This window comes from Biomaibacter sp. TOL (assembly GCF_059717795.1).
This window is the reverse complement of sequence record NZ_AP046092.1, coordinates 1,611,336-1,636,862: the sequence shown is the minus strand read 5'-3', so window position 1 is coordinate 1,636,862 and position 25,527 is coordinate 1,611,336. Positions and strand designations below refer to the sequence as shown.

25 protein-coding genes and 1 pseudogene are annotated in these 25,527 nt (G+C 44.6%); 23 read left to right on the top strand and 3 right to left on the bottom strand.

Going from position 1 to position 25,527, the window contains the following annotated elements; translation table 11 throughout:
- The first annotated feature begins 176 nt into the window (after positions 1 to 176).
- The 15 genes from AC6I1H_RS08215 to AC6I1H_RS08145 all read left to right on the top strand — a co-directional run bounded on the left by AC6I1H_RS08215 (position 177) and on the right by AC6I1H_RS08145 (position 15,357).
- Positions 177 to 710, top strand: coding sequence for a transcriptional regulator (locus AC6I1H_RS08215; protein ID WP_497740462.1), 534 nt, complete (start codon positions 177 to 179; stop codon positions 708 to 710).
- On the top strand, positions 710 to 1,612 hold the full coding sequence (locus tag AC6I1H_RS08210; RefSeq protein ID WP_497740461.1) for a DUF8754 domain-containing protein: 903 nt from the start codon (positions 710 to 712) through the stop codon (positions 1,610 to 1,612). Before AC6I1H_RS08215 ends, AC6I1H_RS08210 begins: the two co-directional genes overlap by 1 nt.
- A gap of 79 nt (positions 1,613 to 1,691) precedes the next feature.
- Positions 1,692 to 2,819 (top strand): saccharopine dehydrogenase NADP-binding domain-containing protein, encoded by a 1,128-nt coding sequence (locus AC6I1H_RS08205; protein WP_497740460.1) that lies wholly within the window; start codon positions 1,692 to 1,694, stop codon positions 2,817 to 2,819.
- A gap of 162 nt (positions 2,820 to 2,981) precedes the next feature.
- Complete coding sequence (locus tag AC6I1H_RS08200; RefSeq protein ID WP_497740459.1) at positions 2,982 to 3,254, top strand: metal-sensitive transcriptional regulator; 273 nt, start codon at positions 2,982 to 2,984, stop codon at positions 3,252 to 3,254.
- Positions 3,255 to 3,278: 24 nt separating this feature from the next.
- Positions 3,279 to 5,219, top strand: a complete 1,941-nt coding sequence (locus AC6I1H_RS08195) for a heavy metal translocating P-type ATPase (RefSeq protein ID WP_497740458.1) — start codon at positions 3,279 to 3,281, stop codon at positions 5,217 to 5,219.
- Positions 5,220 to 5,537: 318 nt separating this feature from the next.
- A protein-coding gene (locus tag AC6I1H_RS08190) for an IS630 family transposase (RefSeq protein WP_497740743.1) occupies positions 5,538 to 6,580 on the top strand; the annotation gives its coding sequence in 2 pieces (ribosomal slippage) (positions 5,538 to 6,038 and positions 6,041 to 6,580; 1,041 coding nt in all).
- Between the two features lie 189 nt (positions 6,581 to 6,769).
- Positions 6,770 to 7,042, top strand: a complete 273-nt coding sequence (locus AC6I1H_RS08185; protein ID WP_497740457.1) for a dihydrodipicolinate synthase family protein — start codon at positions 6,770 to 6,772, stop codon at positions 7,040 to 7,042.
- Between the two features lie 82 nt (positions 7,043 to 7,124).
- Positions 7,125 to 7,679, top strand: coding sequence for a dihydrodipicolinate synthase family protein (locus AC6I1H_RS08180; protein WP_497740741.1), 555 nt, complete (start codon positions 7,125 to 7,127; stop codon positions 7,677 to 7,679).
- Between the two features lie 11 nt (positions 7,680 to 7,690).
- Positions 7,691 to 8,701, top strand: coding sequence for an ABC transporter ATP-binding protein (locus tag AC6I1H_RS08175; protein ID WP_497740456.1), 1,011 nt, complete (start codon positions 7,691 to 7,693; stop codon positions 8,699 to 8,701).
- Between the two features lie 26 nt (positions 8,702 to 8,727).
- Positions 8,728 to 10,275 (top strand): ABC transporter substrate-binding protein, encoded by a 1,548-nt coding sequence (locus AC6I1H_RS08170; protein WP_497740455.1) that lies wholly within the window; start codon positions 8,728 to 8,730, stop codon positions 10,273 to 10,275.
- Positions 10,276 to 10,330: 55 nt separating this feature from the next.
- The gene (locus AC6I1H_RS08165; RefSeq protein ID WP_497740454.1) at positions 10,331 to 11,248 is read left to right on the top strand and encodes an ABC transporter permease; all 918 of its coding nucleotides are present in this window, start codon (positions 10,331 to 10,333) and stop codon (positions 11,246 to 11,248) included.
- A 13-nt stretch (positions 11,249 to 11,261) separates the two neighbouring features.
- Positions 11,262 to 12,194, top strand: a complete 933-nt coding sequence (locus tag AC6I1H_RS08160; protein WP_497740453.1) for an ABC transporter permease — start codon at positions 11,262 to 11,264, stop codon at positions 12,192 to 12,194.
- Positions 12,195 to 12,207: 13 nt separating this feature from the next.
- Positions 12,208 to 13,203, top strand: a complete 996-nt coding sequence (locus AC6I1H_RS08155) for an ABC transporter ATP-binding protein (protein ID WP_497740452.1) — start codon at positions 12,208 to 12,210, stop codon at positions 13,201 to 13,203.
- Positions 13,204 to 13,240: 37 nt separating this feature from the next.
- Positions 13,241 to 14,167 carry a cation diffusion facilitator family transporter gene (locus tag AC6I1H_RS08150; RefSeq protein ID WP_497740451.1) on the top strand — a complete coding sequence of 309 codons (927 nt, stop codon included), beginning with the start codon at positions 13,241 to 13,243 and terminating at the stop codon, positions 14,165 to 14,167.
- A gap of 230 nt (positions 14,168 to 14,397) precedes the next feature.
- Positions 14,398 to 15,357, top strand: coding sequence for a cation diffusion facilitator family transporter (locus AC6I1H_RS08145; RefSeq protein ID WP_497740450.1), 960 nt, complete (start codon positions 14,398 to 14,400; stop codon positions 15,355 to 15,357).
- Positions 15,358 to 15,419: 62 nt separating this feature from the next.
- Here AC6I1H_RS08145 and AC6I1H_RS08140 read toward each other — a convergent pair whose 3' ends face one another.
- Positions 15,420 to 16,619, bottom strand: a complete 1,200-nt coding sequence (locus AC6I1H_RS08140) for an iron-containing alcohol dehydrogenase (RefSeq protein ID WP_497740449.1) — start codon at positions 16,617 to 16,619, stop codon at positions 15,420 to 15,422.
- Positions 16,620 to 16,999: 380 nt separating this feature from the next.
- Between AC6I1H_RS08140 and AC6I1H_RS08135 the strand changes: the two genes are divergently transcribed.
- The 6 genes and pseudogenes from AC6I1H_RS08135 to amrS all read left to right on the top strand — a co-directional run bounded on the left by AC6I1H_RS08135 (position 17,000) and on the right by amrS (position 21,577).
- Complete coding sequence (locus AC6I1H_RS08135) at positions 17,000 to 17,137, top strand: nucleotidyltransferase domain-containing protein (RefSeq protein WP_497740448.1); 138 nt, start codon at positions 17,000 to 17,002, stop codon at positions 17,135 to 17,137.
- Positions 17,125 to 17,325: pseudogene (locus AC6I1H_RS08130) on the top strand (HEPN domain-containing protein); the annotation flags it as partial. The gene AC6I1H_RS08135 and the pseudogene AC6I1H_RS08130, both read left to right, overlap by 13 nt.
- A 56-nt stretch (positions 17,326 to 17,381) precedes the next feature.
- The gene (locus AC6I1H_RS08125; RefSeq protein WP_497740447.1) at positions 17,382 to 17,846 is read left to right on the top strand and encodes a hypothetical protein; all 465 of its coding nucleotides are present in this window, start codon (positions 17,382 to 17,384) and stop codon (positions 17,844 to 17,846) included.
- A gap of 273 nt (positions 17,847 to 18,119) precedes the next feature.
- A complete protein-coding gene (rocF, locus tag AC6I1H_RS08120; protein WP_497740446.1) occupies positions 18,120 to 19,013 on the top strand; it encodes an arginase in 894 nt (297 codons plus the stop codon).
- A gap of 90 nt (positions 19,014 to 19,103) precedes the next feature.
- A complete protein-coding gene (gene amrA, locus AC6I1H_RS08115) occupies positions 19,104 to 20,501 on the top strand; it encodes an AmmeMemoRadiSam system protein A (protein WP_497740445.1) in 1,398 nt (465 codons plus the stop codon).
- Between the two features lie 74 nt (positions 20,502 to 20,575).
- Entirely contained in the window at positions 20,576 to 21,577 is a 1,002-nt protein-coding gene (gene amrS / locus AC6I1H_RS08110) for an AmmeMemoRadiSam system radical SAM enzyme (RefSeq protein WP_497740444.1), read from the top strand.
- Here amrS and AC6I1H_RS08105 read toward each other — a convergent pair.
- Positions 21,523 to 21,927, bottom strand: coding sequence for a LysR substrate-binding domain-containing protein (locus AC6I1H_RS08105; RefSeq protein WP_497740443.1), 405 nt, complete (start codon positions 21,925 to 21,927; stop codon positions 21,523 to 21,525). The genes amrS and AC6I1H_RS08105 overlap by 55 nt on opposite strands.
- 59 nt (positions 21,928 to 21,986) lie before the next feature.
- Here AC6I1H_RS08105 and AC6I1H_RS08100 point away from each other — a divergent pair, with 59 nt between their 5' ends.
- Entirely contained in the window at positions 21,987 to 22,319 is a 333-nt protein-coding gene (locus tag AC6I1H_RS08100; RefSeq protein WP_497740442.1) for a hypothetical protein, read from the top strand.
- 225 nt (positions 22,320 to 22,544) lie between these two features.
- Entirely contained in the window at positions 22,545 to 23,891 is a 1,347-nt protein-coding gene (locus tag AC6I1H_RS08095) for an alkaline phosphatase (RefSeq protein WP_497740441.1), read from the top strand.
- Positions 23,892 to 24,014: 123 nt separating this feature from the next.
- Here AC6I1H_RS08095 and AC6I1H_RS08090 read toward each other — a convergent pair whose 3' ends face one another.
- Entirely contained in the window at positions 24,015 to 25,226 is a 1,212-nt protein-coding gene (locus tag AC6I1H_RS08090; protein ID WP_497740440.1) for a polysaccharide deacetylase family protein, read from the bottom strand.
- Between the last annotated feature and the right edge of the window lie 301 nt (positions 25,227 to 25,527).

Here is a 25,527-nt window from a genome sequence, read left to right as displayed (position 1 = left end):
TTAGTTGTCAACACAACTATTATAAAAAACACCTTTAAACAGCCCCGATATTTTTATTGCAGCATCACAACGGTTCCCTATATGGACAAGCTCCTATTTATAACACTTGATTTTTTTTCCTCGGTAGGATAAAATATCATTTGAGCACAAAAATGTGCACATAAGGGGGCGGATATATGGACCTCATAAGGATAGGCGACAAGCTGATAAGCATGGAAAAAATCATCGAGAGCATCGAGGAAATGCTGAAATTGAGGCAACAGGGGCTTTCACAGGCGGAAGTGGCGAAGAAATTTGATACAGACAGGACCTTTGTGTCAAGGCTGGAGAACCTGGGAGAGGTCCGCAAAGGCAAAACCATCGCCCTTGTCGGATTTCCCATTAAAAATATTGATGAAATAAAAGAGGTCGCCCTTCAGGAGGGGCTGGATTTTGTGCTTCTCATGACGGATAAAGAGCGCTGGAATTTTGTTTACGAAAAGACCGGCATAGAGCTCTTGAACGAGGTCATGAGTCTTATATACAAGGTGAGGCAATATGATGTGGTGATAATCATCGGTTCCGAACAGAGGCTGCGCCTTTTCAAAGCCCTGCTGGACAAGGAAGTAGTTTCCATAAGTATAGGCAAATCTCCCATAACCCAGGATAAATATATTGATCCGGACAATTTGAGGGATGTCATAAGAAAATTAAAAAAGGGTGATGATTGATGAAACACGTGCTTAGCGTCAGCATCGGGTCTTCAAAAAGAGACCATAAAGTGGAAATAGAACTGCTGGGGGAAAAGTTTATAATCGAGCGCCGGGGCACCGATGGAGATATAAAGAAAGCCATAGAAATCGTAAGGGAAATGGACGGCAAAGTCAGCGCATTCGGAATGGGCGGGATAGACCTGTACCTTTGTGCCGGGAACAGGAGGTATGTCATAAGAGATGCAGTGCCCATCGCCCGGGCGGCAAAAATTTCTCCCATTGTGGATGGCTCTGGCCTGAAAAATACTTTGGAAAGAAAAGTAATAAATTATCTTATCAGTGAAAACAAATTGGATTTCAAAAATAAAAAAGTGCTGCTGGTGTCGGGCATGGACCGGTTCGGGATGGCGGAGTCGCTGGAAAAAGCCGGATGTGACATGGTGCTGGGCGACCTCATATTTGCCCTTGGCATCCCGATACCGCTGCATTCGCTGAAAACTCTCGACCTGCTTGCAAAATTGGCGGCGCCCCTGGCGTGCAAGCTGCCCTTTAAAATGCTTTACCCCACCGGTGAAAAACAGGAAAAGGTGGACACCAGATATCAAAGATTCTACGACGAAGCCGACATCATAGCCGGAGATTTTCATTTTATCAGGAGATACATGCCTGAAAAGATGTCGGAGAAAATTATTATAACAAATACCGTGACAAAGGATGACGTCAGGCTTCTTGCCGAAAGGGGAATAAAAATGCTCATCACCACTACTCCGGAACTTGACGGCAGGTCTTTCGGCACAAACGTAATGGAAGCTGTGCTGGTATCTCTTTCCGATAAACCCTATAAATCCCTTACGCCGAAAGATTATGAAGAGCTACTGGAGAAAATAGGGTTTGTTCCAAGGATCGAAACATTAAATTGATTGCCGGGGGATAAAATATGTCAGTAAAACATTAACGGGAAATTTTCAGAAAATTTTTCGCTAAAAGAGGTGCAAAGAAATGGACAATTTTGCATTCATAATCCACCCCATCGACATATCGGATGTATCAAGGAAATTCAAGTTTATGAAGCATTTTCCAGAGGGCGTTGTGGAGAAAATAATGAAAAATATTCCTCCTGTAAAGGTTTCACATATTACAGGAGTTAAAAGCCCATATAACGAGATAGAAGGCTGGTTTGTAGGATGCCCCCTTACCACCAGACAGATGATGAATCTTCCGGAAGATTTCGTCCTTAGAAAGATAATTCACGCGGGCAAGCTGGCGGAAAAATTGGGGGCACGGATCGTGGGCCTGGGAGCATTTACGTCGGTGGTGGGAGATGCGGGGGTTACCATTGCGCAAAATCTGAATATCCCTGTTACTACGGGAAACAGCTATACAGTTGCCACCGCTCTGGAAGGTGCAAAAAAAGCCGCTCAAATAATGGGCCATGACATCAAAAATTCGGAAGTGGTCATCGTCGGTGCCGCGGGGTCTATAGGAAAGGTATGTGCTCAAATGCTGGCGAAAGAATGCAAATATATGACACTGGTGGGCCGCCATGTAAAAAAATTAGAAGAAATTGCTGAAAAAATTTTAAGGGAAACAGGGCTTTCGGTCCGGATAACATCCAATATTCATACGGCGCTGAAAAGAGCCGACGTGGTAATCACCGTCACAAGCAGCGTGGATTCAGTAATCGACGCCGATGACCTGAAGCCCGGCGCCGTGGTGTGTGATGTGGCAAGGCCCAGGGATGTCTCCAGAGAAGTTGCGGAGAAAAGAAACGACGTGCTTATTATCGAAGGCGGCGTCGTAGAAGTGCCCGGAGATGTGGACTTTCATTTTAACTTTGGATTTCCGCCAAAAACATCTTATGCGTGTATGGCAGAGACCATGATGCTGGCCCTGGAGGGGCGTTACGAAAACTTTACATTAGGAAGAGAACTTACCGTCAAGCAGGTGGAGGAAATATCTGCCATTGCAAAAAAGCACGGCTTTAAGCTGGCGGGATTCAGGAGCTTTGAGAAAGCCGTGACCCAGAGCGAGATTGAAGCCGTGAAGAAAAACGCTGGGATAAAGCTATCCTCATCAATGGCAAAAGACAGTGAATATAAGGCAAAACCGTATATCGTGACGACATAATATACAACAACAATATAACTATTTTGATGAAAAAAGTCTCCCTATAAAAGGGGGATTTTTTAGTTTCATAATGAGTTTTAAAATTGTGATTGCCAGATAACTAATAAAATATTATAATAAAAGATAATATCCCCTCCGGGGGGAAGGGAAGGAACGATAGAATTGAACGAACACATTCATCAAAAAACACAAGAAGTCATCGACAGGCTTTCTAGAATTGAAGGTCACATCCGGGGCGTCAAAAAAATGCTGGAAGAGCAAAAGGAGTGTGAAGATGTCCTTATTCAAATCAGCGCTGTGCAAGCCGCATTAAAAAAAGCCGCACAGATTATACTGGAGGACCACATGGAACATTGCATCACAGGTGCTATTAAAGAAGGTAATGGGGAACAAGCCATAACGAAGCTGAAAAAAGCCCTTTCAAGGGTAATTTAAATAATGAGAGAGGAGAAGTATAAAATGCATGATGGTTACCATGGAATCATTGAAGCACCTCACAACTATGAGAATGTTTCAGAACCTTCCGAACAGGGGACAAAGAAAGTAATGACGGTTTCTTTTAAAAAGTATTCATTTCCGGCATTCCTGTTTTTTCTTTTATTGATTTCGGCAGTTCCATTCTTTAAGAGCGTCCTGGAGTTTAACATTGCCGTAATACCCATGCTGGTGGGGGGAGGGTACATAACCTGGTCCACTTTTGTAACCATGATGAAAACAAGGAAGATAACTGCTGACTTTATGGTAGTGCTGGCATTGATAGGTACCGCTTATGTGAAGGAATATCTGGCGGGGGCTATAGTCGCCTTTATGATGATAGGCGGAGAGTTTTTAGAAGATTTGACCCTTGAAAAGACCAGGAATTCCCTCAGAGAATTGGTAAAACTTGTTCCGGAAATAGCCCATTTAAAAACCTCCGGTATCACCAAAGACGTTCCCCTAAGTGAGTTAAAGATTGATGACGTAGTACTGGTAAAACCTGGTGAGCGCATCCCCGTAGACGGCCTTATCTTATCAGGACAGGCTGCTGTCAATGAGTCTTCACTTACTGGTGAATCTATGCCTGTAGATAAAACTAAAGGGGATAGGGTGTATCAGGGGACTTTAAACATCAACGGAGCACTGGAAATCAAGGCGGAAAAGACAGGGCAAAATACCATGCTGGGCAAAATCATCGAAATAATACATCAGGCTCAGGAGAATAAGGGTAGCGTTCAAAGGACCGCTGATAAATTTGCCTCCTACTTTACACCGGCGATTCTGGCCATATGTGTGCTGGTATGGTTTTTAACTAAAGATATTTTCAGAGTAATGTCAGTGTTGGTGATTGCGTGCCCCTGTGCGCTGGTGCTGGCTACTCCTACGGCTGTGATCGCTGCTGTAGGCAATGCCGCCCGCCGGGGAGTCATCATTAAAGGAGGGGTGACATTGGAAACTGCCGGAAGAATAACAGCGTTGTGCCTGGACAAGACCGGCACCATTACCGAAGGCAAACCCAGGGTGGTTGAGATAAAGGTTTTTGAGGCCAGTACTGAAGAAGAGATGTTAAAGTTTGCATGCATAGCTGAGAAAAACTCTGAGCATCCTGTAGCCGATGCCATTTTGCAGTATTCAAAGGAAAGGAGTATTGAACATGTGCCTGATGGAGAGGATTTTACCACGGTTTTTGGACAGGGGGTATGTGTAAAATACGGTAACTCCATGATACATGTGGGCAACCGCCGGATTATTGAATCAGAAAAGCTCCATATTACATCCGATATTATGGATTTTCTGGATAGACAAGAAGAATTAGGATTCACGGTGCTTTTAGTGATAGAGAATTGTAAAGTGTTGGGCGGCATAGCCATAGCCGATACCATTCGCCCTGAAGCCCGTGAAATGATTGAAAAAATAAAAAAATCAGGAGTAAAGCATATTATAATGCTCACCGGGGACAATCAAAAGACCGCCAGGACTATTTCATCCATGGCAGGTATAGAAGATTTCCGGGCAAATCTTTTACCTGAAGATAAACTGGATGTTATACGCTGGCTCCAGAGAAAAGGTGAAACAGTGGCAATGTTGGGTGATGGCGTAAATGATGCTCCCGCTTTGACTTTATCCGATGTGGGAATCGCCATGGGAGCAATGGGCACCGACATAGCCGTGGAATCGTCAGATATCGCCCTGATGTCAGATAATCTTTCCATGATTCCGGAAGTGTTCGCCTTGAGCCGAAAGGCGCTGGGCACCATTAAAGAGAATATATGGGTTTTTGCCGTAGGGGTGAATATCGCGGGTATTGCGCTGGCTTCAATAGGTATACTGTCACCTATAGCTGCGGCCATTGTCCATAATGCGGCATCTGCCATGGTTGTACTGAATTCATCCAGATTGCTGTTATTTAAGAGTAATATATAAGTTCATGAATGTGGAATTAATAGTATCCAGTTCAAAGAGTCGATATCAGCGGCAGGAGACAGCTTACATGTCTTTGCCGTTTTTTTATTGTTATCGACTCTGATAATCATTAATATGTGATAACGACTAATATATGATAATTGTTATCAAAAATAAAATAAAATTCTGACAAAAAGAGGATTTTTATTTTTCGCGTCGAATATGTATCAAATATAATAATTGAATGAAATGAAAAAATAAATCTATATAAGTTGAACTAAACAATTGTGCAATTTTTTCCGATAATACTTGTGATACTTTTTGTAAAGGATGAAAATGATTATGAAAGCATCACAAGAAGAATTAAATTCAATAAAAGCAGCAATGGATTCGGAAAAAAAGGTTAGAGTTTTTAAAAGATATCAGGCTCTCTACCTCTTTCTTTCCGGCAAAACGCGTGAAGAGGTAGCTAAAATCGTGGGGATATCCCCAAATACGATTAGCAACATACATACAGCTTACAAAAACGAAGGTTTAACAGGCATTCCCGATAAGCCAATACCAGGTAGACCTACAAGACTTACGAAGGAACAGCAAGTTGAATTAAAATCGGTTATTCTTAACAAAGTACCCTCAGAGGTAGGGTTTCCAGCAGAACTCAACTGGACAGCCGGGCTTATTGGAAAGTACATTAAGCGCGAGTATGGTTATGACTATTCTATCCGTGGAATAACCGGAATGTTAAAACGGATGGGGCTTTCATATACTCGCCCTACCTATGTACTTGCTAAAGCAGATAAACAAAAGCAAGAACAGTTTGTAAAGGACTTTGAAAAGGTAAAAAAAAATTGTTGGACGGTGAAATACAGCAAATCCTCTTTGTTGATGAATCTATGATTCGTGACTACCAGGCCATTCATCAAACTTGGTTTGAGCGTGGCAAGCAGAGGATTATTAAAACCTTCGGTAAACATAGAGGCGTCAAACTTGTTGGCTACCTGAATTATGAAACAGGAGAAGTATATTGTGAAGAACATGATACATACGATGCAAAGGTATTCCTCAGGTTTCTGGGGAATCTATTGACAAAGAACATAAATGGAAAAACCGTTGTGGTACTGGATAATGCGCGTATTCACCATGCGAAGCTGCTTCAGCCGTTTTTGAAGGAAAATGAACATCGTTTGCAACTTATGTTTTTACCACCTTATAGCCCAAATCTGAATCTTATAGAAGGGCTGTGGAAATGGTTAAAAGAAAAGGTCATTTACAATGTGTTTTATAAAACAATTCCTGAAATCAGGAAAAATGTAAATGCTTTTTTGCAAACCATAAGTGCCGACCCAGAAGCTGTAATACAAAGGTTATGCTGCAGACTATAAAAACCTAAAAATTTAATTCAACTTATATACCTTAAGGAATTATATTAAAAATAAGTAATGAGAAAAAGTTAAAACGAAGGATTTGCACTTCTGCATAACTTTTTGCTCCTCATCATTGATGAGGGAATAATTGGAAAAGATGCATACTTACTGGAACAACTGATTATTTTTAACAACGGAGGTATTAATATGTATAAACCTGCAGGGTCGTGGGTAGCTATTCCTACGCCATTTAATGAAACGGGAACTATTGATTATGAAGGATTCAGGACTCTTTTGGAATTCCATGCAAAACACGGGACTTCGACACTGCTGGTCATGGGATCTGCGGGAGAGGTCACTCTGCTTTCTTCAGAGGAGAGGCATGAGATCGTTCGAAAAGTATCGAAAATGGCAAAAGGCCTGATACCGGTATTTTTTGGCGCTACATTTCCCACTACGGCGGAGACCGTGGATTTTTAATTTTGTGAGGCCGAAGGAGCCGACGGGCTTATTTTAACGTTTCCCCTATCTTTTGCCGCCACAGGAGGCTGTCGTGAGACACATGCTCACATGCATGAAATCCGTAAGCATACCCGTAGGTGTTTACAACAATCCCAGCAGGGTGGGAGTAAATATTGAGCCAGACACTATAGAGATTCTGGCCGATGAGTGCCCCAATTTTGTAGCCGACAAAGAGGCTATGCCCCATGTAAGCCAGCTGGTGGAGGTAAGACGGCGGGTGGGCGAAAGAGTCCATATTCTGTGCTGCGATTATCCCAAATATTCCATAGTGTTGCCTACATTAGCCCTTGGCGGACATGGAACGGCCAATATAGGGGGGAATATCATACCCGAAGAAATGGCAGAGCTCTCAAAGCCCTGGGATAGCATCGAACAAATTGAAAAATGCAGGAATTTATATTTAAAATATTATCCTCTTTTACAGGCACTTTACTGGCTGTCAAATCCCATCGTGGTAAAAGCGGCCATGAATTTACTGGGACTGCCGGCGGGAAAACCCAGGCGTCCATATCCTGAACTGGGGGGCGAAAAGCTGGAACAATTAAAATTCATTTTGTCAGAGCTTGGAGTCATTGAAAAATACCGGCTGGATTAGGAGGGATGCATTTGAGCCCATCTCAAGTTGAAGCGGTACAGGAAAGAGATACCGTACTTTCTGTTAAAAATTTGGTAACGCACTTTTTTATCAGAGAAGGGGAAGTCCATGCCGTAGATGGGGTGAACCTTCATGTGGAAAAGGGAGAGACCCTCGCCATAGTAGGGGAAAGCGGCTGCGGCAAGTCGGTGACGGCGCTGTCCATGTTGCGCCTGATAGCTTCCCCGCCGGGGAAGGTTCTATCCGGAAACGTGATTTTCCAGGGCCAGGATCTCCTGCACATGAAGCAAAGCCATCTTCGAAAAATCCGGGGCAAAGGGATAGCCCTCATTCTCCAGGAACCCATGTCTTCGCTAAATCCATCCTGGACCATAGGCCGTCAGATTATGGAGGCCATAGAGCTCAATCAGGGCATTAAGGGAAAAGAGGCAAAGGACAAAGCCATTGAAATGCTGAAGCTGGTGAGGATACCTGCGGCTGAAAGCAGATTTAACAACTATCCTCACGAGCTGTCGGGCGGGATGAAACAGCGTGTCATGATAGCTATGGCTCTGGCTTGCAGGCCCCAGATTCTTATAGCCGACGAGCCCACAGCTTCTCTGGATGTGACCATACAGGCCCAGATTCTGGAGCTTATGAAACAATTGAAAAAGGAGATAGGAACCACGGTCATTCTTATAACCCACGACCTTGGCGTGGTGGCAGAAATGGCCGATAGAGTTACCATCATGTATGCCGGGCAGGTGGTGGAAACAGCAGATGTTTTCAGCATATTCCACAACCCGGCACATCCATATACCAGAGGAATTGTCAGGACCATAATGGACTTGAAAGATAAAAACCACAGGCTGGAGGTGATACCCGGAGATCCGCCCAATCTATTAAATCCGCCGCCCGGGTGCAGATTTAACCCGAGGTGTGCCCTTGCAAAAGAAATATGCCGTGAAAAGGACCCCGATTATCAGCGGGTAAAGGGATCAGACAGACGCTGGGTAAGATGCCATTTTCCGCTGGTACAGTAGATTAAAAATTAAAAGGAGGAAAAATTATGAGAAAAACCTTATTAACAATATTGATTCTGGTGCTGGCAGTTGCATTGATGGCGGGGTGCGGAGGACCTGCGCAGCAATCCCAACAGGGAAGTTCTTCTAACAGCACCTCTTCTGGCACATCTACTCCTGCAAAAGATTCTATAGTTATTGCCTTACAGGGCGAGCCCTCTACCCTTGATCCTCAGTATGCCGATGACGGCAACATGAGGGCGGTAACCGACAACGTTTTTGAGAGGCTGATGGAACTCGACGGCAAGACCCTGGAACCAAAGCCCGGGCTTGCCACCGACATTAAAGCAGTGGACTCCACCACCTGGCAGCTTACATTGAGAGAAGGAGTCAAGTTCCATAACGGCGACCCGTTTACAGCAGAAGACGCAGTATTTTCCATAAAGAGGATCATTGACCCTGCTTACAAATCTCAGATAGCTGGCAACTTCTCCACCATAAAGGATGCAAAAGCCATTGATGACAAGACCATACAGATTATCACGGACGGGCCGGACCCCATTCTCCCCAAGAGATTGACCAAGTTGGATATTGTAGATAAAAAGTATGTTGAGGCAAACCCGGACAAAGTTGCCACTGCCCCGGTGGGCACCGGCCCTTACCAGGTTGAGTCCTGGAACCGCGGTGTGGATATAAAGATAAAGGCTTTTGACGGTTACTGGGGCAATAAACCCGCCATAAAAGCCGCCACTTATAGATTCATACAGGAGGGTTCCACGAGGCTCTCGGCTCTGAAAGCCGGTGAGATTGATCTGGCGGTCAATATGCTCCCCGAGTATGTTGATCAACTGCCTGCTTACAAGACATCTGACGGCATTGAATTCACATTCCTGAGATTCAATACTCTGAGGGGCCCAATGAAGAATAAACTCATAAGACAGGCGGCCTGCTATGCCATCGACAGGGATACGCTGGCCAAGAGCCTGTTCATGGGATACGCCAATGTGGCACAAGGGCAGATGGCAAAGCCCGGTTACTTTGGATTTAACGACAGTCTGAAGCCGTACCCATACGACCCTGAAAAAGCGAAACAACTCCTTAAAGAAGCCGGCTATAATGGAGAAGTTATCCAATTGGTTTCCGAACGAGGAAGATGGCTCAAAGACGGCGAGCTTTCGGAAGCCGTGGCATCCATGCTCACAGACGCGGGATTTAATGTGAAGCTAACATTCTTGAGCTGGCAGGAATGGCTGGATACCCTATTCAATGTAGAAAAAGCCCCGGATATCATGTTCAGCTCCAACGGCAACGAACTGTTTGATATGGACAGGTTTTACCAGGCCATCATAAAGACGGGAGGACCGCAATCCACATATTCCAATCCCGAGATAGATAAGAAGATAGATGCAGCCAGAAACGAAATGGATACTCAGAAACGGCTTCAGCTTTACAAGGAATTGTCCCAGGCGGTGTATGACGATCCCTTTGGCATTCCTCTTCTCAATCTGAAAGATATATATGGAATGTCAAAGAATCTGGATTGGGAACCCAGGCAGGATTCCAGGATAACGGTCTATGAGATGAAATTGCAATAGAATCCTTACGGGGAAGGTTTAAAACCTTCCCCCCTATCTAATGGGGGGTTACTATATGAAAAGATATATAATTATGCGTTTGTTGTATACGGTTGTAGTAATACTTGGCGTATCTATCCTGGTATTTATTATAACACACGTCATAGGTAATCCGGTAAACACCATGCTTCCCCTGCAGGCGACCGATGCCGAGAGGGCGGCTCTGAAACATCAGCTGGGTCTTGACAAGCCTCTGATGGTGCAGTTGTCGGAATTCCTGGGCGGAATGTTTCGCCTGGATTTCGGGAAATCCTGGTGGCAGCAGGTGCCGGCTCTGGGTATTGTTCTGCATAAGATTCCGGCAACACTGCAGCTTGTGGCCACGGCTTTGATCATAGCGGTCATGGTGGCAATCCCGCTGGGAATTATAGCGGCATACAAACCCGGCACGCTACTTGACAGGATTCTTACAACCACATCTTTGATAGGCATATGCCTTCCACCTTTCTGGGTTGGTCTAATGTTCGTTTTGTTTTTCGCAGTCAAGCTGGGATGGTTCTATACTTCGGGTTACGGGACCATAAGGCACCTGATTCTCCCAGCCCTTACACTGGCAGTGGTGCCGATGGGACATCTGGCCCAGATAGTCAGGTTCTCCATGGCCGAGCAACTGAACGCCCAGTATTCTACTACAGCAAGAGCCAAAGGAGCGAGCGATTTTTCCGTGCTTTTTGCCCATGCCCTGAAAAATGCGGCCACATCAATTGTTACGATGGGTGGAATGGACCTGGGGAGACTTCTCGCAGGAGAAACGGCAGCCGTGGAGGTGGTCTTTGGCTGGCCCGGTTTCGGCACTCTCATAGTCGACACTATCGGGCGGCAGGATTTTCCTCTTCTTCAGGCGGAAGTATTCCTGGTAGCCGTCATTATATGCTTTATAAATCTTGCTGTCGACATATCCTACGGGTACTTTGATCCCAGAATAAGGTATTGAGGGGGGCTAAAAGTTGTCACAGGATTTGCAAACAAATACACAAATTCAAATAGAAATTCGAGAGCCTGAAGAAAAGAAAAATGTCTTTCAGAGGTTTTTGCGGCGCTTTTCAGGAAACAGTCTTGCCCTCTTTGCATTTATTGTACTGATGATAATTATAGCGGTAAGTATTTTTGCGCCATATATAGCCCCTTATGACCCCGCAAAAAGCGACATAGTCCACAGGCTTCAGCCGCCGTCTCTCGCTGTGCCCGCAAAGGGAGGTTTTCCGCATATTCTGGGCACCGACCAGCAGGGAAGAGATGTGCTTTCAAGGCTTATATACGGCGGAAGGGTTTCCATGAGTGTGGCCTTTACGGTAGTTGCGGTGGCGGGCGCCATAGGAACGGTAATAGGCCTTATATCGGGGTATTTCGGCGGATGGGTTGATCTGGTGTTTATGCGCCTGGTGGATATTCAATCGTCGTTTCCCGGCTTGCTGGTGGCCCTTACGTTCGTCATGGTGCTCGGACCCGGGCAGAGAAACCTGACCATTGCACTTTTAATCGTAGGGTGGATGATTCATGCCAGAATGGCCCGGAGCCAGGTTTTAACCGCGCGGGAATCAACCATGGTGGAAGCTTCCAGGGCAATCGGATGCAGCATGCCCAGGATCTTATTCGGCCACATACTGCCGAATGTCATTTCCCCACTCATAACCACCTATGTCTTGGAAATGGCCCATATGATTGAAGCAGAAGCCAACATGAGCTTTCTCGGTTATGGTATTCAACCGCCGGCTTCTTCCTGGGGTCTGATGATAGGCGAAGGGCGCCAGTATATAACGAATGCATGGTGGCTGGTGGTTTTCCCCGGTCTCATCATCGGCATAACTGTACTGTGCCTCAATCTTGTGGGCAACTGGGTAAGGGAAGAATTCGACCCGTTACAGAAGGGCCGCCACTAAAGGAGGGGTTTAGGTGACGAATGCAGAAGACATTATCATAGTAAAAAACCTGGTAAAACATTTTCCTGTCAGAGGCGGTTTGATGGGAAAACCGACTTCCTGGGTGCATGCCGTGGATGACGTTTCTTTTACGATAAAACGGGGACAGACCCTTGGGCTTGTGGGAGAAAGCGGATGCGGCAAGACTACCGTAGGCCGCCTTGTATTGAACCTGATAAAGCCAACCAGCGGAGAAGTCTACTTTGAAAATAAAAATATATATGACAAAAAGCAGTGCAATGAAAAAGAATTCCGCAAATGCGCTCAAATCATTTTTCAAGACGCGTTCAGTTCTTTTGACATAAGAAAAAATGTTGAAAGTATTATAGGAGAACCGCTGGTGGTTCATGGCCTGGCCGGCGGGAAAGAGCTGAAAGAAAAAGTTGCCGAGCTTTTGAAGACAGTGGGACTGAAACCTGAAATCGCCAGGGAATATCCGCATACATTATCGAGCGGTCAAAAACAGTGTGTGGGTATCGCCAGGGCTCTAGCATTAAATCCGAAGTTTATAGTGGGGGACGAGCCCATATCGGCTCTGGACGTTTCTGTCAGAGCCCAGGTATTGAATCTGATGCGGGACCTGCAGGAAAAGTTCGATTTAACTTATCTTTTTATATCCCATGATATCAGGGTTGTACAATATCTTTCAAATTATATTGCCGTGATGTATGTCGGTAAAATGGTTGAAATGGCACCGACGGAGGAAATATTTGCCCATAGGTTGCACCCGTATACGGAAGCTTTGCTTACGGCAGTGCCCATTGAGGATCCTTACCTGAGGCGGCCGAGGGAGATTTTACAGGGCGAAGTTCCTTCACCCGTTGACCCGCCTCCGGGATGCAGGTTCTACCCTAGATGCCAGTATGCCATGAAAAGATGCAAAGAAGAGGACCCGCAACTTGTGGAAAAAGCCCCCGGGCACTTTGCAGCCTGCTTTGCAGACTTTCACAGCTCGGAACGGATCATCTAATGTGGAAAAATGTAACATTTTTATGGAGGGTTAAAAAATGGTTGAGAGCCGTAACTTACAGCAGCAAGAGCAAGAAACGCAGCAGGATGGCCAGTATTTCGAACAGGGTGAAAAAGCCTCGTGGATCGGCATAGTTGGAAATATACTGCTTACGGCGGCAAAGATGGCAGCCGGCATCGTCGGGCACAGCACGGCTATGGTGGCCGACGCCGCCCATTCGGCCTCGGATATAATCGCATCAATTGTGGTTTTATTCAGTTTGAAAGTTGCCAGAAAGCCCGCCGATGAAGGGCATCCTTACGGCCACGGTAAAGCCGAGTCCCTGGCTACTGCGGTAGTGGGAGTTTTCCTGTTACTGGCAGGCTTTTATATAGCGTTTTCGGCGGTAGAATCCATAGTGACGGGCCATATGACCGAACCGGGGCTGCTTCCGCTTCTAGCTGCAATTTTATCCATAACGGTGAAAGAAAGCATGTTTCAGTACACTTACAGGATTGGCAAGAAGATTCAGAGCCCTTCCACTATTGCAAATGCATGGCATCACCGTTCCGACGCGTACTCTTCAATAGCTTCCCTTATCGGTATATTTGGAGCCAGGCACGGTATTGTAATACTGGACCCTATAGCGGGCATAGGCGTTACGGTGTTTATAATTAAAATGGGGTGGGATATTACCGTCGATGGAATAAACCAGTTAATGGACGGATTTGGCAACAGGATACTGATAGATAATATTTCCAATATAGTGAAAGGCTGCAGGGGGGTATGTGAGATAAAGACCATAAAAGCGAGGCAGAGCGGACCTTTCATATATGTTGACATGAAAATCGGAGTGGACAAAAGCATGTCTTTTGAAGAGGCTCATAACGTGGCGGTGGAAGTAAAAAATAAAATACTGGACAACAATAAGAAGATCAACGATGTTTTAATTCATGTGGACCCTGTGGAAATGAAAGTTGATTGAACTTTGTCCGGTAAGTATGAATCTCTCTATCACTTGAGAATCAATATCTTGCTTGACTTTATAACCGTTTCATGTTATATTATCATCATAGTGAGAACAGGTAAAATACCGGGCGCAACAGCGCAGCAAGAAAAACTTGCGGGACTCATACCGCAAGTTTTTTATATATATAAAAATGGGTAAGATATAACGTATACGCTAAAAAGATTTAGAATAAAGGGGGATGAAAGATGAACAATATAGTTAAAAAAACCGTGGATTTTATGATAACCCGTTTTTTAAAAGAAGAACAATCGTCTCAAAAGATTATAGAGGCTAAGGCAAGAAAAAAATATGCCTATCTGGAGGCGTGGGTCAGCATTATAGGCAATTTTTTCCTGGCAGCAATCAAGATAATGTTCGGCCTTATGTTGAACAGTATTTCGCTCCTTGCGGATGCGGCACATACGGCTTCGGATGTTTTAACATCGGTGGTGGTGCTGTTGGGATTTAAACTGTCCAGTTCTCCGGCCGATGAAAAACATCCTTACGGCCATGGCAGAATAGAATTTCTTGCGACACTGCTGATAGCGGCAATGTTGGTAATAGTGGGCGTGGAGTTCGGCAAATCTTCCTATGGCCGCCTTATATCAAATACACCGGTCAAAGGCAGCTTTGCAATAGCCGCTATTATGGTGGCGGGTGCCATATTCAAGGAATGGATGGCCCGGTTTTCCATAGATTTGGGCACCAGAATAAACGCTCCCGCATTGATAGCTGACGCATGGCACCACAGGACGGACGGGATAGCGTCGGTTCTGGTGGCGGTGGCGATAGTGGCATCGCAATATGGATATTATAAGGTGGACGCCGTATTCGGTCTGGGCGTTTCAGCGTTGATCGTCTATACCGGTGTCGGTATTGCCAGAGAATCTTCTTCAAAGCTCATCGGAGAGGCTGCAGATCAGGAAATGATCGAGGGCATTGAAAGATTGGCCCTTTCGGTGCCGGGGGTGACCGGCATTCATAAAATCCATGTTCACGATTACGGCGACAGGAAGATGATTTCCCTGCATATCCAGGTAGAGAACGAATTGTCGCTGATAAAAGCCCACGACATATCGGAACAGGTGGAAAGAGCAATCGAATCAAAAACCAATTCAAAAGCCCTCGTGCATGTGGAGCCTCTTCTGGATTTGGAACAGGATTAAAAAAAAAGTCCGGGTTATCCGGACTTTTTTAGATATCAGGCCTTGCAGCCTGTGGGGTTTGCTCAAAGGGATTCTTCATAAATCTTTGCAATTACTTCTTCCGTTGCTTCTACCGGCGCCATGGAAAGCAATCCGTCAAGAGACGGCGTGGTTTTCGCCAGTTTCACCAGAGTAGGGATGTCATCTTTTGTGAATCCAAAGTCTGAAAGCTTTTGGGTGCATCCCATATTGAAGAGCCATTCTTCCACCTTTTTGGCGGCATACTCCGCTTCGGCGGGAATGCCTTTCAGGTCGGGCACCATGGGGCTGTATACATCTGCCAGCACTTCAGCAACCGCGGGGTAAATAGTCTTTATAACCGCGGGCAGTATCGCTCCGAGGCCCAGACCGTGAGCTATCTCGGGCTTTACCGCACTCAGTGGGTGTTCCAGGGCATGGGTGAAGTGCAGCAGACCGTTGTCAAAAGAGATTCCTGCAAGAGCGGAAGCGTAGAGCAAATAATATCTGGCCGTAAGGTTTTCGGGGTCGATTATGGCGGCGGGAAGGTATCGAACTATCAGCCTGACCGTCTCTTTAGCGGTAAGGATGCTGTAGGGTGACGCCACAAGGGTTGTGGCGGCTTCTGTAATGTGGTTTAAAGCATCTACGGTGACTGCTATTGTCTGTTTTTTATCAAGCTTTGTCATGAGGGCGGGGTCGTCTATGGCATACATGGGATAAATGCATTCGTAAGCTATGGCGGGTTTGTAGTTCTTTTCGGGGATGGTTGCCACCGCGAATCTGTCAACCTCGGTGCCGGTGCCATGTGTAAGGTTTATTGCTATGATGGGAGCTGCCTTTTCTGGGGTAAATTTTCCTTCGTATAGTTCTCTTGCATTTTTATCGGCATATTCCAGCAATACGGCAACACTCTTGGCAGTGTCAATGGGGCTTCCACCGCCGATGCCGATAACGGCCTTTGCACCGGTTTCCCGTCCGATTTTGACCGCCTCGTCGATCATGTCCACGGTAGGGTTGGGTCCAACCCTATCATAAAGCGAATATTTAAATCCGGATTCTTCAAGGGCCGGTTTTACCTCGTTCCAGGCTCCACTGGCCTTGTAAGAACCTTTTCCGGTCACAAGGATGACATTGTCTATGCCTTTGTTTTTTAGAACTTCCAGGATGTCTTTTATCTTTTTTATGCTCCCTATTCCGAAATACGTGGTGTTCCTGCAGCGAAGCTCGAAAACCCTGTTAGTGCTTATTTTGGTTTCCCACATTTTAACAGCCTCCTTGTGAAAATTATAACTATCTTCAAATATAATTATATTATAATGTTAAAAAAATATCAATACCCGAATTGAAAAATATTTAATATTTATTTATATCTTTAATTATTTTATCTGAAAGTTGCACTTTTATCCGTCATTTTGCTGCCAAGAATTTTCCACTACAAGAAATTTACCTAGCTTTTTTATATTTTTGTTTAATTCTATTTATACGACTATAATTATGGCCTGCATTCATCATTAGGAAGACATGCTTTTGTCTCTTGTCGATTTCTCATGGCCAGCTTTGATTCGGTTTAATTTTTTTGGTAAAAGGAATACATTGTTGAATTAGAGGCTATAAAATGATAAACTCTGTCTAACAAGACTTGATGATTTTACCAATCATGAATAGAATGTGGGAATCAACGTTTATCTCAAGTCTGTTTGGTTCTTACGCTAAAAATCGGGCCGATCTTTTTACCGATCTGGATATTATAGTTGTGTTGAAGAGGGGGGATATCACATAGCTTGTTTTCTGTCCCAGCAGGTGGCTGAAAAAGCCATTAAAGCTTTTTTGTACTCCAAAGGGGAGACCATCGTAATAGGCCATTCTGTAAACTTACTTTCTCAAAAAGCCAGCCAATATGATAAACGCATAGGTGAAAAGGGCGAAAGATGGTCTATACTGTATACTTGGGAAGGAAGCAACTTTTGATGGCTGTTGTGTTTTAAGCAAAAATATAGTAAGATAAAAAAGAGGGGGAAGGTGGGATGAGCATGCCGATGGAAGATATGGAAAAAGCTAAAAAAGAAGCTGCAAGCGGGATGGACGAGCAGTCTCAAAAAATGCCTGAAATGGGGTATTTTCTGCTAGCACAACAATTAAGTTCAATAAATCAGCAGATAAATTCTCTGCAAAGTCAAATGCAAAAAACTGATGAGAGTTTACGTCAGGAAATAGGATCCGTAAGGCAGGAAATAGGATCTGTACGTCAAGAAATAGGATCTGTGCGTCAGGAAATGGGATCAATAAGGCAAGAAATTAGTTCTGTGAGATCTGAACTAAAACAAGAAATAAATTCTGTACGAACAGAACTAAAGCAAGATATAGCGGCATTAGATCAAGAAGTTGGCAATTTACGCCTATGGTCTATAGGCGCAGTAGTTGGAATTGTTTTAGCTGCGGTAGGATGGTTTGTTACATGGATTTCTGCAAGGTTTCCGGCAATTCATTAAACTTCGGGGAAAAATATATTGAAACTTTAGAAACTTTATAGGCAGGGGCGGACGAAAATTTTAATCCTGCCATTTTGATTTGTACATAATCTCTGGAAGGTAAATGACCAAAGTAATCATGCCACAAAAGTGATTCAAGCAGTTGATATTTTGCCAGTGGATGCATCTGTTTAGACAAAAAACAAATAAAAAAGATAAAAGGATAGTAAAATTGCTTTTTAGAAACGCATAATAAATTATTATCAGAATTAAATTAAAAATTGGGGTGTCAACATGAAGGTAAGAATTATCGGAGTCCCTATGGATTTGGGAGCTGATCGTCGGGGTGTGGACATGGGGCCGAGCGCCATCAGATATGCACATCTGCAGCAGCGCCTGGTAGAAAATGGGATTACAGTGGAAGACAGGGGAAACATTGAAGTTGCTACTCCCGAAAGCCGCAAAATAAAGGACGTTAAATTGAAGTATCTTCACGAAATAGTGGAGTCTTCCGAGCGTACTGCTGATGCGGTGGGCGATGCTCTGGAAAATGGATTTGTGCCCCTTGTGCTGGGAGGCGACCACAGCATTGCCCTTGGTACAGTAATGGGCGCAAGCAGGGTTTTAAAAAAAATAGGCCTTATATGGATAGACGCTCATGGCGATTTTAATACGCATCATACAACTCCTTCGGGCAATATTCACGGAATGGCGCTGGCAGCAAACCTCGGGATAGGAAATGATATCCTGGTCAATATCGGCGGTTTTTCGCCGAAGGTACTCCCCGAAAATACGGTGCTTATAGGGGCAAGAGCCATAGATCGGGATGAGAAGAAGCTTATACGGGAGTCGGGAATTAAGGTGTTTACAATGAATGAAATAGACCGATATGGCATGGAGCATGTTATAAGGACTGCTGTAAAATTTGCGGGTGAAGGCACTGCCGGAATTCATCTGAGTTTTGATATGGACGTCCTTGACCCCATGGTGGCACCGGGGGTCGGGACACCGGTGAGAGGGGGGATAACTTATAGGGAAGCAGCCCTAGCAATGGAAATATTGGCGGAATGCGGGCTTATAAAATCGCTGGAATTTGTGGAAGTAAATCCCATACTGGATCGGGGCAATGAGACCGCTAAAGTCGCAGTGGGACTCATAGCAGCGGCTTTGGGAGAGGAAATTCTGTAGAGAAATCAGCCGGATTTTGATACTAATTCATCGGATATCAGCGCATTAAGGGATTTAACCCTGATATTATATATTTAAGGAGGGTTTGCAATGGCTGTTGTTGCGGGTTTTCATATGCCGCATCCTCCCATAATGGTGAGGGAAGTGGGCGGGGTAGAGACTCAAAAAGTAAAATCTACCGTCAATGCTGCGGAGGAGGTGGGAAGACAGATTCGGGAACTGGCCCCCGATACGGTCGTGATTGTATCACCCCACGGCCCGGTGTTTCGGGATGCCGTATGCATATACGACTTTCCGCTCAAAGGCAGCCTAGCGTCATTCGGCGCATCGGGGGTGAAAATGGAGTTTGAGAGCGATGAAGAATTAAAAAATGAGATTATACGGATAGCGAGGCAAAATGGTATCTCTGCTGTGCGGTCGCGGGATGTTTTTCTTTCCAGATACGGCATAAAGGAAGAACTGGACCACGGCGTGGTAGTGCCTATGCATTTCGTGTCTAAATTTGCTTCGGGTTTCCGCCTGCTTCCGATAGCGTACGGAATTTTGCCATATGAGGATTTATATGCCTTCGGTGCAGCAATAAGCGACGCTGCGGAAGCTCTCGGCAGAAGAGTTGTTGTAGTTGCGAGCAGCGACCTTTCCCACAGGCTCATTCCCGGTGCACCTGCCGGGTACAGTCCCCAGGGAGCGGAATTTGACCATAAGCTTGTGTCTTTGCTTGAGAATTTTGATGTGGAGCAAATAGCCGAATTGGAATCTGGGTTAATAGAGGAGGCGGGGGAGTGCGGCCTGAGGTCCATATGGGTTATGCTAGGAGCCCTGGACGGATACAAAGTTAAAGCACAGGTGCTTTCCTACGAAGGCCCCTTTGGCGTAGGTTACTGTGTGGCTTCCTTCTACCCCGAAGCAAAGAGGGAGAGCCTTTTGAAAAAACTTTATGAAAAAAGGCGGCAAAAAATCGAAAATCGCAGAAAAAACGAAGACCCTTATGTGAGTCTTGCGCGGCAAACCCTGGAGACGTACGTAAAAGAAGGCAGGATACCTGAAATTCCGGCGGATTTGCCTGAAGATATGCTTGCCGGCAGGGCCGGGGTGTTCGTATCCATTAAAAAGCATGGAGAACTTCGGGGGTGCATAGGAACCTATCTTCCCACCAGGAAAAACATAGCGGAGGAAATACAGCACAACGCTATCAGTGCGGGGTGCGAGGACCCAAGGTTCGAACCCGTGAAGCCCGAAGAACTTCCTGAGCTTGTATATTCGGTGGATGTGCTAACTAAGCCAGAGCCTGTAGATTCTATTGACAAACTGGACCCGAAAAAGTACGGCGTCATTGTGAAGAAGGGCTATCGCTCTGGACTGCTTTTGCCAGATCTGGAGGGCGTGGATACCGTGGAGGAGCAGATAAGCATAGCCTTGAGGAAGGCGGGCATCAGCCCCGATGAGGATTATAAGCTGGAAAGATTCCAAGTGGTGAGGCATTATTGACGGCATAATTTTTTCAAATTCGTTAGCCATAATATTCACCGCACAATAATGCCGATAAAGGAAGGTAGTAGAACATGAAAGAAGCTATGTTCTATGAAAAACAAGAGGACAGTTTTGTTCATTGTTTTTTATGCCCGCATAATTGCAGGATAGCACCGGGGAAAGCCGGAGCCTGCCGTGTAAGAAAAAACATAGATGGAAAATTATATTCCATAAATTACGCCCGGATTTCGTCCTGGGGCATGGACCCAATAGAAAAAAAGCCCCTTTATCACTTCTTTCCCGGAAGCTGGATATTTTCAGTGGGGAGCTTCGGATGTAATTTTCGGTGCAAGTTCTGCCAGAACTGGCAGATTGCACAGCTTACTGATGTTCCGACGGAAGAGATAAGCGCCGAAGAATTGGTTAATGTGGCATCAAGACAGAAGGACAATATAGGCATAGCTTACACATATAATGAGCCCACGATATGGTACGAATATGTGATAGAATGTGCCCGTCTGGCCAGGGAAAAGGGATTAAAGAATGTCCTGGTGACCAACGGTTTTATCGAAAAGGAACCGCTGGAAAAATTGCTGCCCTTTATAGACGCCATGAATATTGATGTGAAGGCATATACCGAGGATTTTTACACGGACATGACCTTCGGGAAGCTATCTCCGGTGAAGCGGACGGTGGAAATAGCCCAGAAATCCTGTCATGTGGAGATAACCACCCTCCTCATACCCGGTATGAACGACGGTGAGGATGAAGTAGAGGCTCTAGCAAAATGGCTGGCCTCTTTAAGAAAGGATATTCCGCTTCACCTCACCCGCTACTTCCCCAATTTCAAGCTGGACCTCCCGCCCACACCGGTGGAGACCATCCGGCGGGCAAGGAAAATTGCTATGAAATACCTGGATTATGTCTACACCGGAAATATGGTAGATGAGGAAGGCAGCAACACTTATTGCCCAAAATGCGGCGAGCTTCTGATTGCGCGCCGGGGTTATGATGTGGAGGTATTGGGAGGAGCTAAGTGTCAGAACCTCCCAGAACATAGATGCCTCATAAATTCCTCGAAGAGTTTTGAATGATATTTGTCCTTGTGGTAGATTATGTTGAACTTTCTTAAGAACCTTACGCCCTCTAAATTAATTTTTACTAACCTGCCGCTTTTAATTTCTTCTTTTATGGCTATTTCCGACACCACCGAAATTCCTATATTCGCTTCTACGGCCTTTTTTATAGCTTCGGTGTTGTTCAGCACGTGCTTTATACTGTAGGGGATATTATGTTTTGACATAGTGTTTTCAAAAACTTCCCGAGTGCCGCTGCCCTGTTCACGTATTATAAGATTTTGCTCTGATATTGTCCCTGGACCGATTCTCTTTCTTGCGGCCCAGGGGTGATTTTTGGAACATATTATGAAAAGCTCGTCGTTCATATGGCGGAGGGCTCACTGGCCTTGAAACTGCCGAATTTCTGGCCCAAAAAGGCAAGGATGTGACAGTCCTGGAAATGCAGGACGATGTGGCTGCAGGGGTATTTCCGATGGTAAAAAAACTTCTTTTAAAAAGATTAAAAGAGCTGCATGTAAATATAGTTACAAAGGCGAAGATAAACCGTATGGTCCGGAAAAAGCTGTCATATACTGTAGATGGTGTCGAAAGGCTCTTGGAGTTTGACGATGTTGTCCTGGCGGTGGGCAACAAGCCTGATGAAACCTTTGCAAAATTAAAAGGCCATGAAAAATACACCTTTGTGGGCGACTGCAATGTGGTGGCCACAGCCGTTGAGGCCATAAGGAACGGGGCGGAAATCTCACTGAAAATATAGAGAAAGGGGCGCTTTAAAAATGAATGTAATGGATAAATACGTCGGAAAGATGTCTATTTCCCGGGAAATATGGCATATATTGTAATATGGATTCGACCACTTTTTTGTTAACAACTCTTAACCAGAATATAACAATGATTAACATCACATTAACATCATTTTAAAACAATTCTAATAAAATAAAAACAGGCTTTAAATTTTTTATTATTTTTAGGAGGGGTTTTTGTGAGGTTGTTTTCCAGAAAGAGTATAGGTTTGTTGCTGGCAGTGGTTATGGTATTATCGGTCGTTGTTTTTTCCTATATTCCTGCTGCCGAAGCTGCCGCTCCCGCCAGGAATGTAATTTTGCTCATCGGCGACGGCATGGGATACGGTCAGATGACACTGGGACGTATAATGAAGGACAGCGCTCTCAACATGGATAGTTTTACATATAACGGCACCGCATCTACATATCCCAATGACCCTGTCGAAAAGTGGGTCACGGACTCGGCAGCCGCCGGAACGGCTCTTGCTACAGGTGTTAAAACCTACAATGCGGCCATAAGTGTAGATGTAAACAAAAAACCTGTAAAGACTATACTCGAATATGCCCAGGAAAACGGCAAGGCTACCGGTCTTGTGAGTACCACCAGAATCACTCATGCTACTCCTGCCGTTTTTGCCTCCCACAATGCGGACCGCGATGCCGAAAATGAAATAGCCGTTGATATGCTCAACCATAAAGTTGATGTGCTTTTAGGCGGTGGAAAAAGATATTTCGTGACAAAAGACCAGGGCGGCAAGAGAGAAGATGGCAGGGACCTTATTGCCGAAGCCAAAAACATGGGTTACACCTTTGTGGAAACCAGGGATGAAATGAACAAGGTCACCGGCGGAAAACTTCTCGGCCTTTTTAAGAGCAGCCATGCCAGCTATGATATTGACAGAGATGCCGCAAAAGAACCCAGCCTCGCAGAAATGACCAAAAAGGCTATCGACATTTTAAGCAAGGATAAGGAAGGATTCTTCCTTATGGTGGAAGGCGGCCGCATCGACCACGCCTCTCATGGCCATGATGCAGCAACTGTCGCCAAAGATGTCATAGCCTTTGATGATGCCGTAAAGGTAGCTCTTGACTTTGCAAAATCCCGCAAAGATACTCTGGTTATCGTAACCGCAGATCATGAGACCGGCGGACTTTCCATCGGCGGATACGGCCAGTACAACTTCAAGCCAGAAGTTTTAAAAGCTCAAAAGAACTCCATTGAAGATGTTATAGCATCCAAATTTACAGCGGATAATTATAAGGATATTTTTGCCCAGTATTTTGGTATTACAGACCTTACCCCCTATGAGCAGGTGGCTATGCTGGATGCTTTCAAAGCCCAGAAAACAGATTCCTACGCTGTGGCAAATACAGCTGCCGATATAATGAGCAAGAGGGCTTTAGTAGGTTGGACTTCCGGAGGCCATACCGGAGCAGACGTACCTGTAATGGCTTACGGCCCCAATGCTTCCGACTTTGCCAGACATATGGATAACACCGATATAAATAGGCTCATGATGAAAGCCTTCGGATTCAGCAGGTGAATATAGCGTAAGGCTACTCAACGAATTGAAATAATTTTGTAAAGAACACAAAGGGAGCTGGTAATTCTCAGCTCCTTTCTTTGATATTGCAGGGGACCAGATTAAAAGAATATATGGGCCTGTTTATGGTGAGCCGGTAAAAAAAGGCAAATTTTGAGTTGAAGATACAGGCCTTACGCTATCTATAACTTCCCGGACATCGAACAGAGGTGAGAGCATCTTGTCCTGAGTTTTCATAGCGATACCATCTATATGCCTTCTGTCCATTTCTATAAAATTACTCTCAAAGTTTTCATAGGGTTTTGGCCCTACACCGTAAAAAACATTGAATCCGGATTGCAGTAAAAATTTGAACTTGGGATCCTTCGAAGAAAGGCTGCTGCCGTAAGGGTAGATATATATGGGTGTCGGCCCTATCAGGGGTTCTACCTCCATTTTCCATTTCAAGGTATCTCTTTTCAACTTTTCTAAACTAATTTTTCTCACATCAGGATGACCGTAACTGTGGGAGGCAAATTCCCACCCGGTTTCCTTTAAGCGCTTGACCACCTGCAGAGCTTCGCTTTTTTGCCTTTCATAGGATATAGAGTCCGCTTCATTGGTTCTATACCCCAGGATGCCCTGATAACCTGTGAGGCCAATAATGCCCTTTGCCCCATGAAGCGAAAAGTCCTCATGTTCCTTTACAAAATTATCAAGAATAGGAATTATTTCATTATCATGCGAGATAACTACTTCCCCCTCTGGAGAAACAGAATAGGTGGCTACATTTCCGTTTTCGTCCAGTATCAGCCTGAAAACATTGCCGTTTTTAATCATGTAGTCATAATAATTGAGGTCATCCACCGATATTATAAGGGGTTTTTTGCCCGGGGGAAGCATCAAGGTTTTTTTAACCAGGACTTTTTTTCCATCCACTATCTTTTCCTCAAAAATAGATTTCGTATCTATCAGTATGTAATTGTTTTTGTAAAGAGCCTCAAGGATTCTCTTGAATTCATTTACAGTGACGAACCAGTCATCATATCCCTTTGAAAGATAGTCCCCGTCAAAGGCAAGTTTTGGGTATGCAATAAGTGGATGAAAAAATATATTTTCTATAGGGCCATTGTAGGGTAAAAGTTCCGGTTTTGCGGGACTTTTCTTTTCAGGGGAGGAAACCTGTGAACTTATATCCGGGGCTTTATCTTTATTATCATTACTCTTTGAGTTTTCCTCTGAAGAAGGATTTACTCGAGAAAGGGATTCCGACAAAGCCTGGGTCTTTAATGTGTAATAAGTAATCGGAATAATGAAAATAACGATAAAAACAACTATAAAGATGGTCTTCTTCATGGAGCACCGCCCTTTTTTAAAATTAAGCAAGTACAGCCTAAAATAATTTTTATTATTCTATTATTTTAGACGAAAAAAGTCGGAAAAAGTTCCGCTTTTTTAATGGAACTTTTTTTGACTTTTCTTCGTCTAAACAGGTGGAAAGGAAAAGGGTAGTGAGAATTATAAAAATGTAATTCTAAAAAGGTTTGAGGGAGGGATCTTTAAAATGTTGTAATTCATGGGATAAAAATATAATAACGCCAGGCTTAAAAAAGTACTTAAGGAATAAATAACTTGAATGTTGCTTTTGGTGAAAATA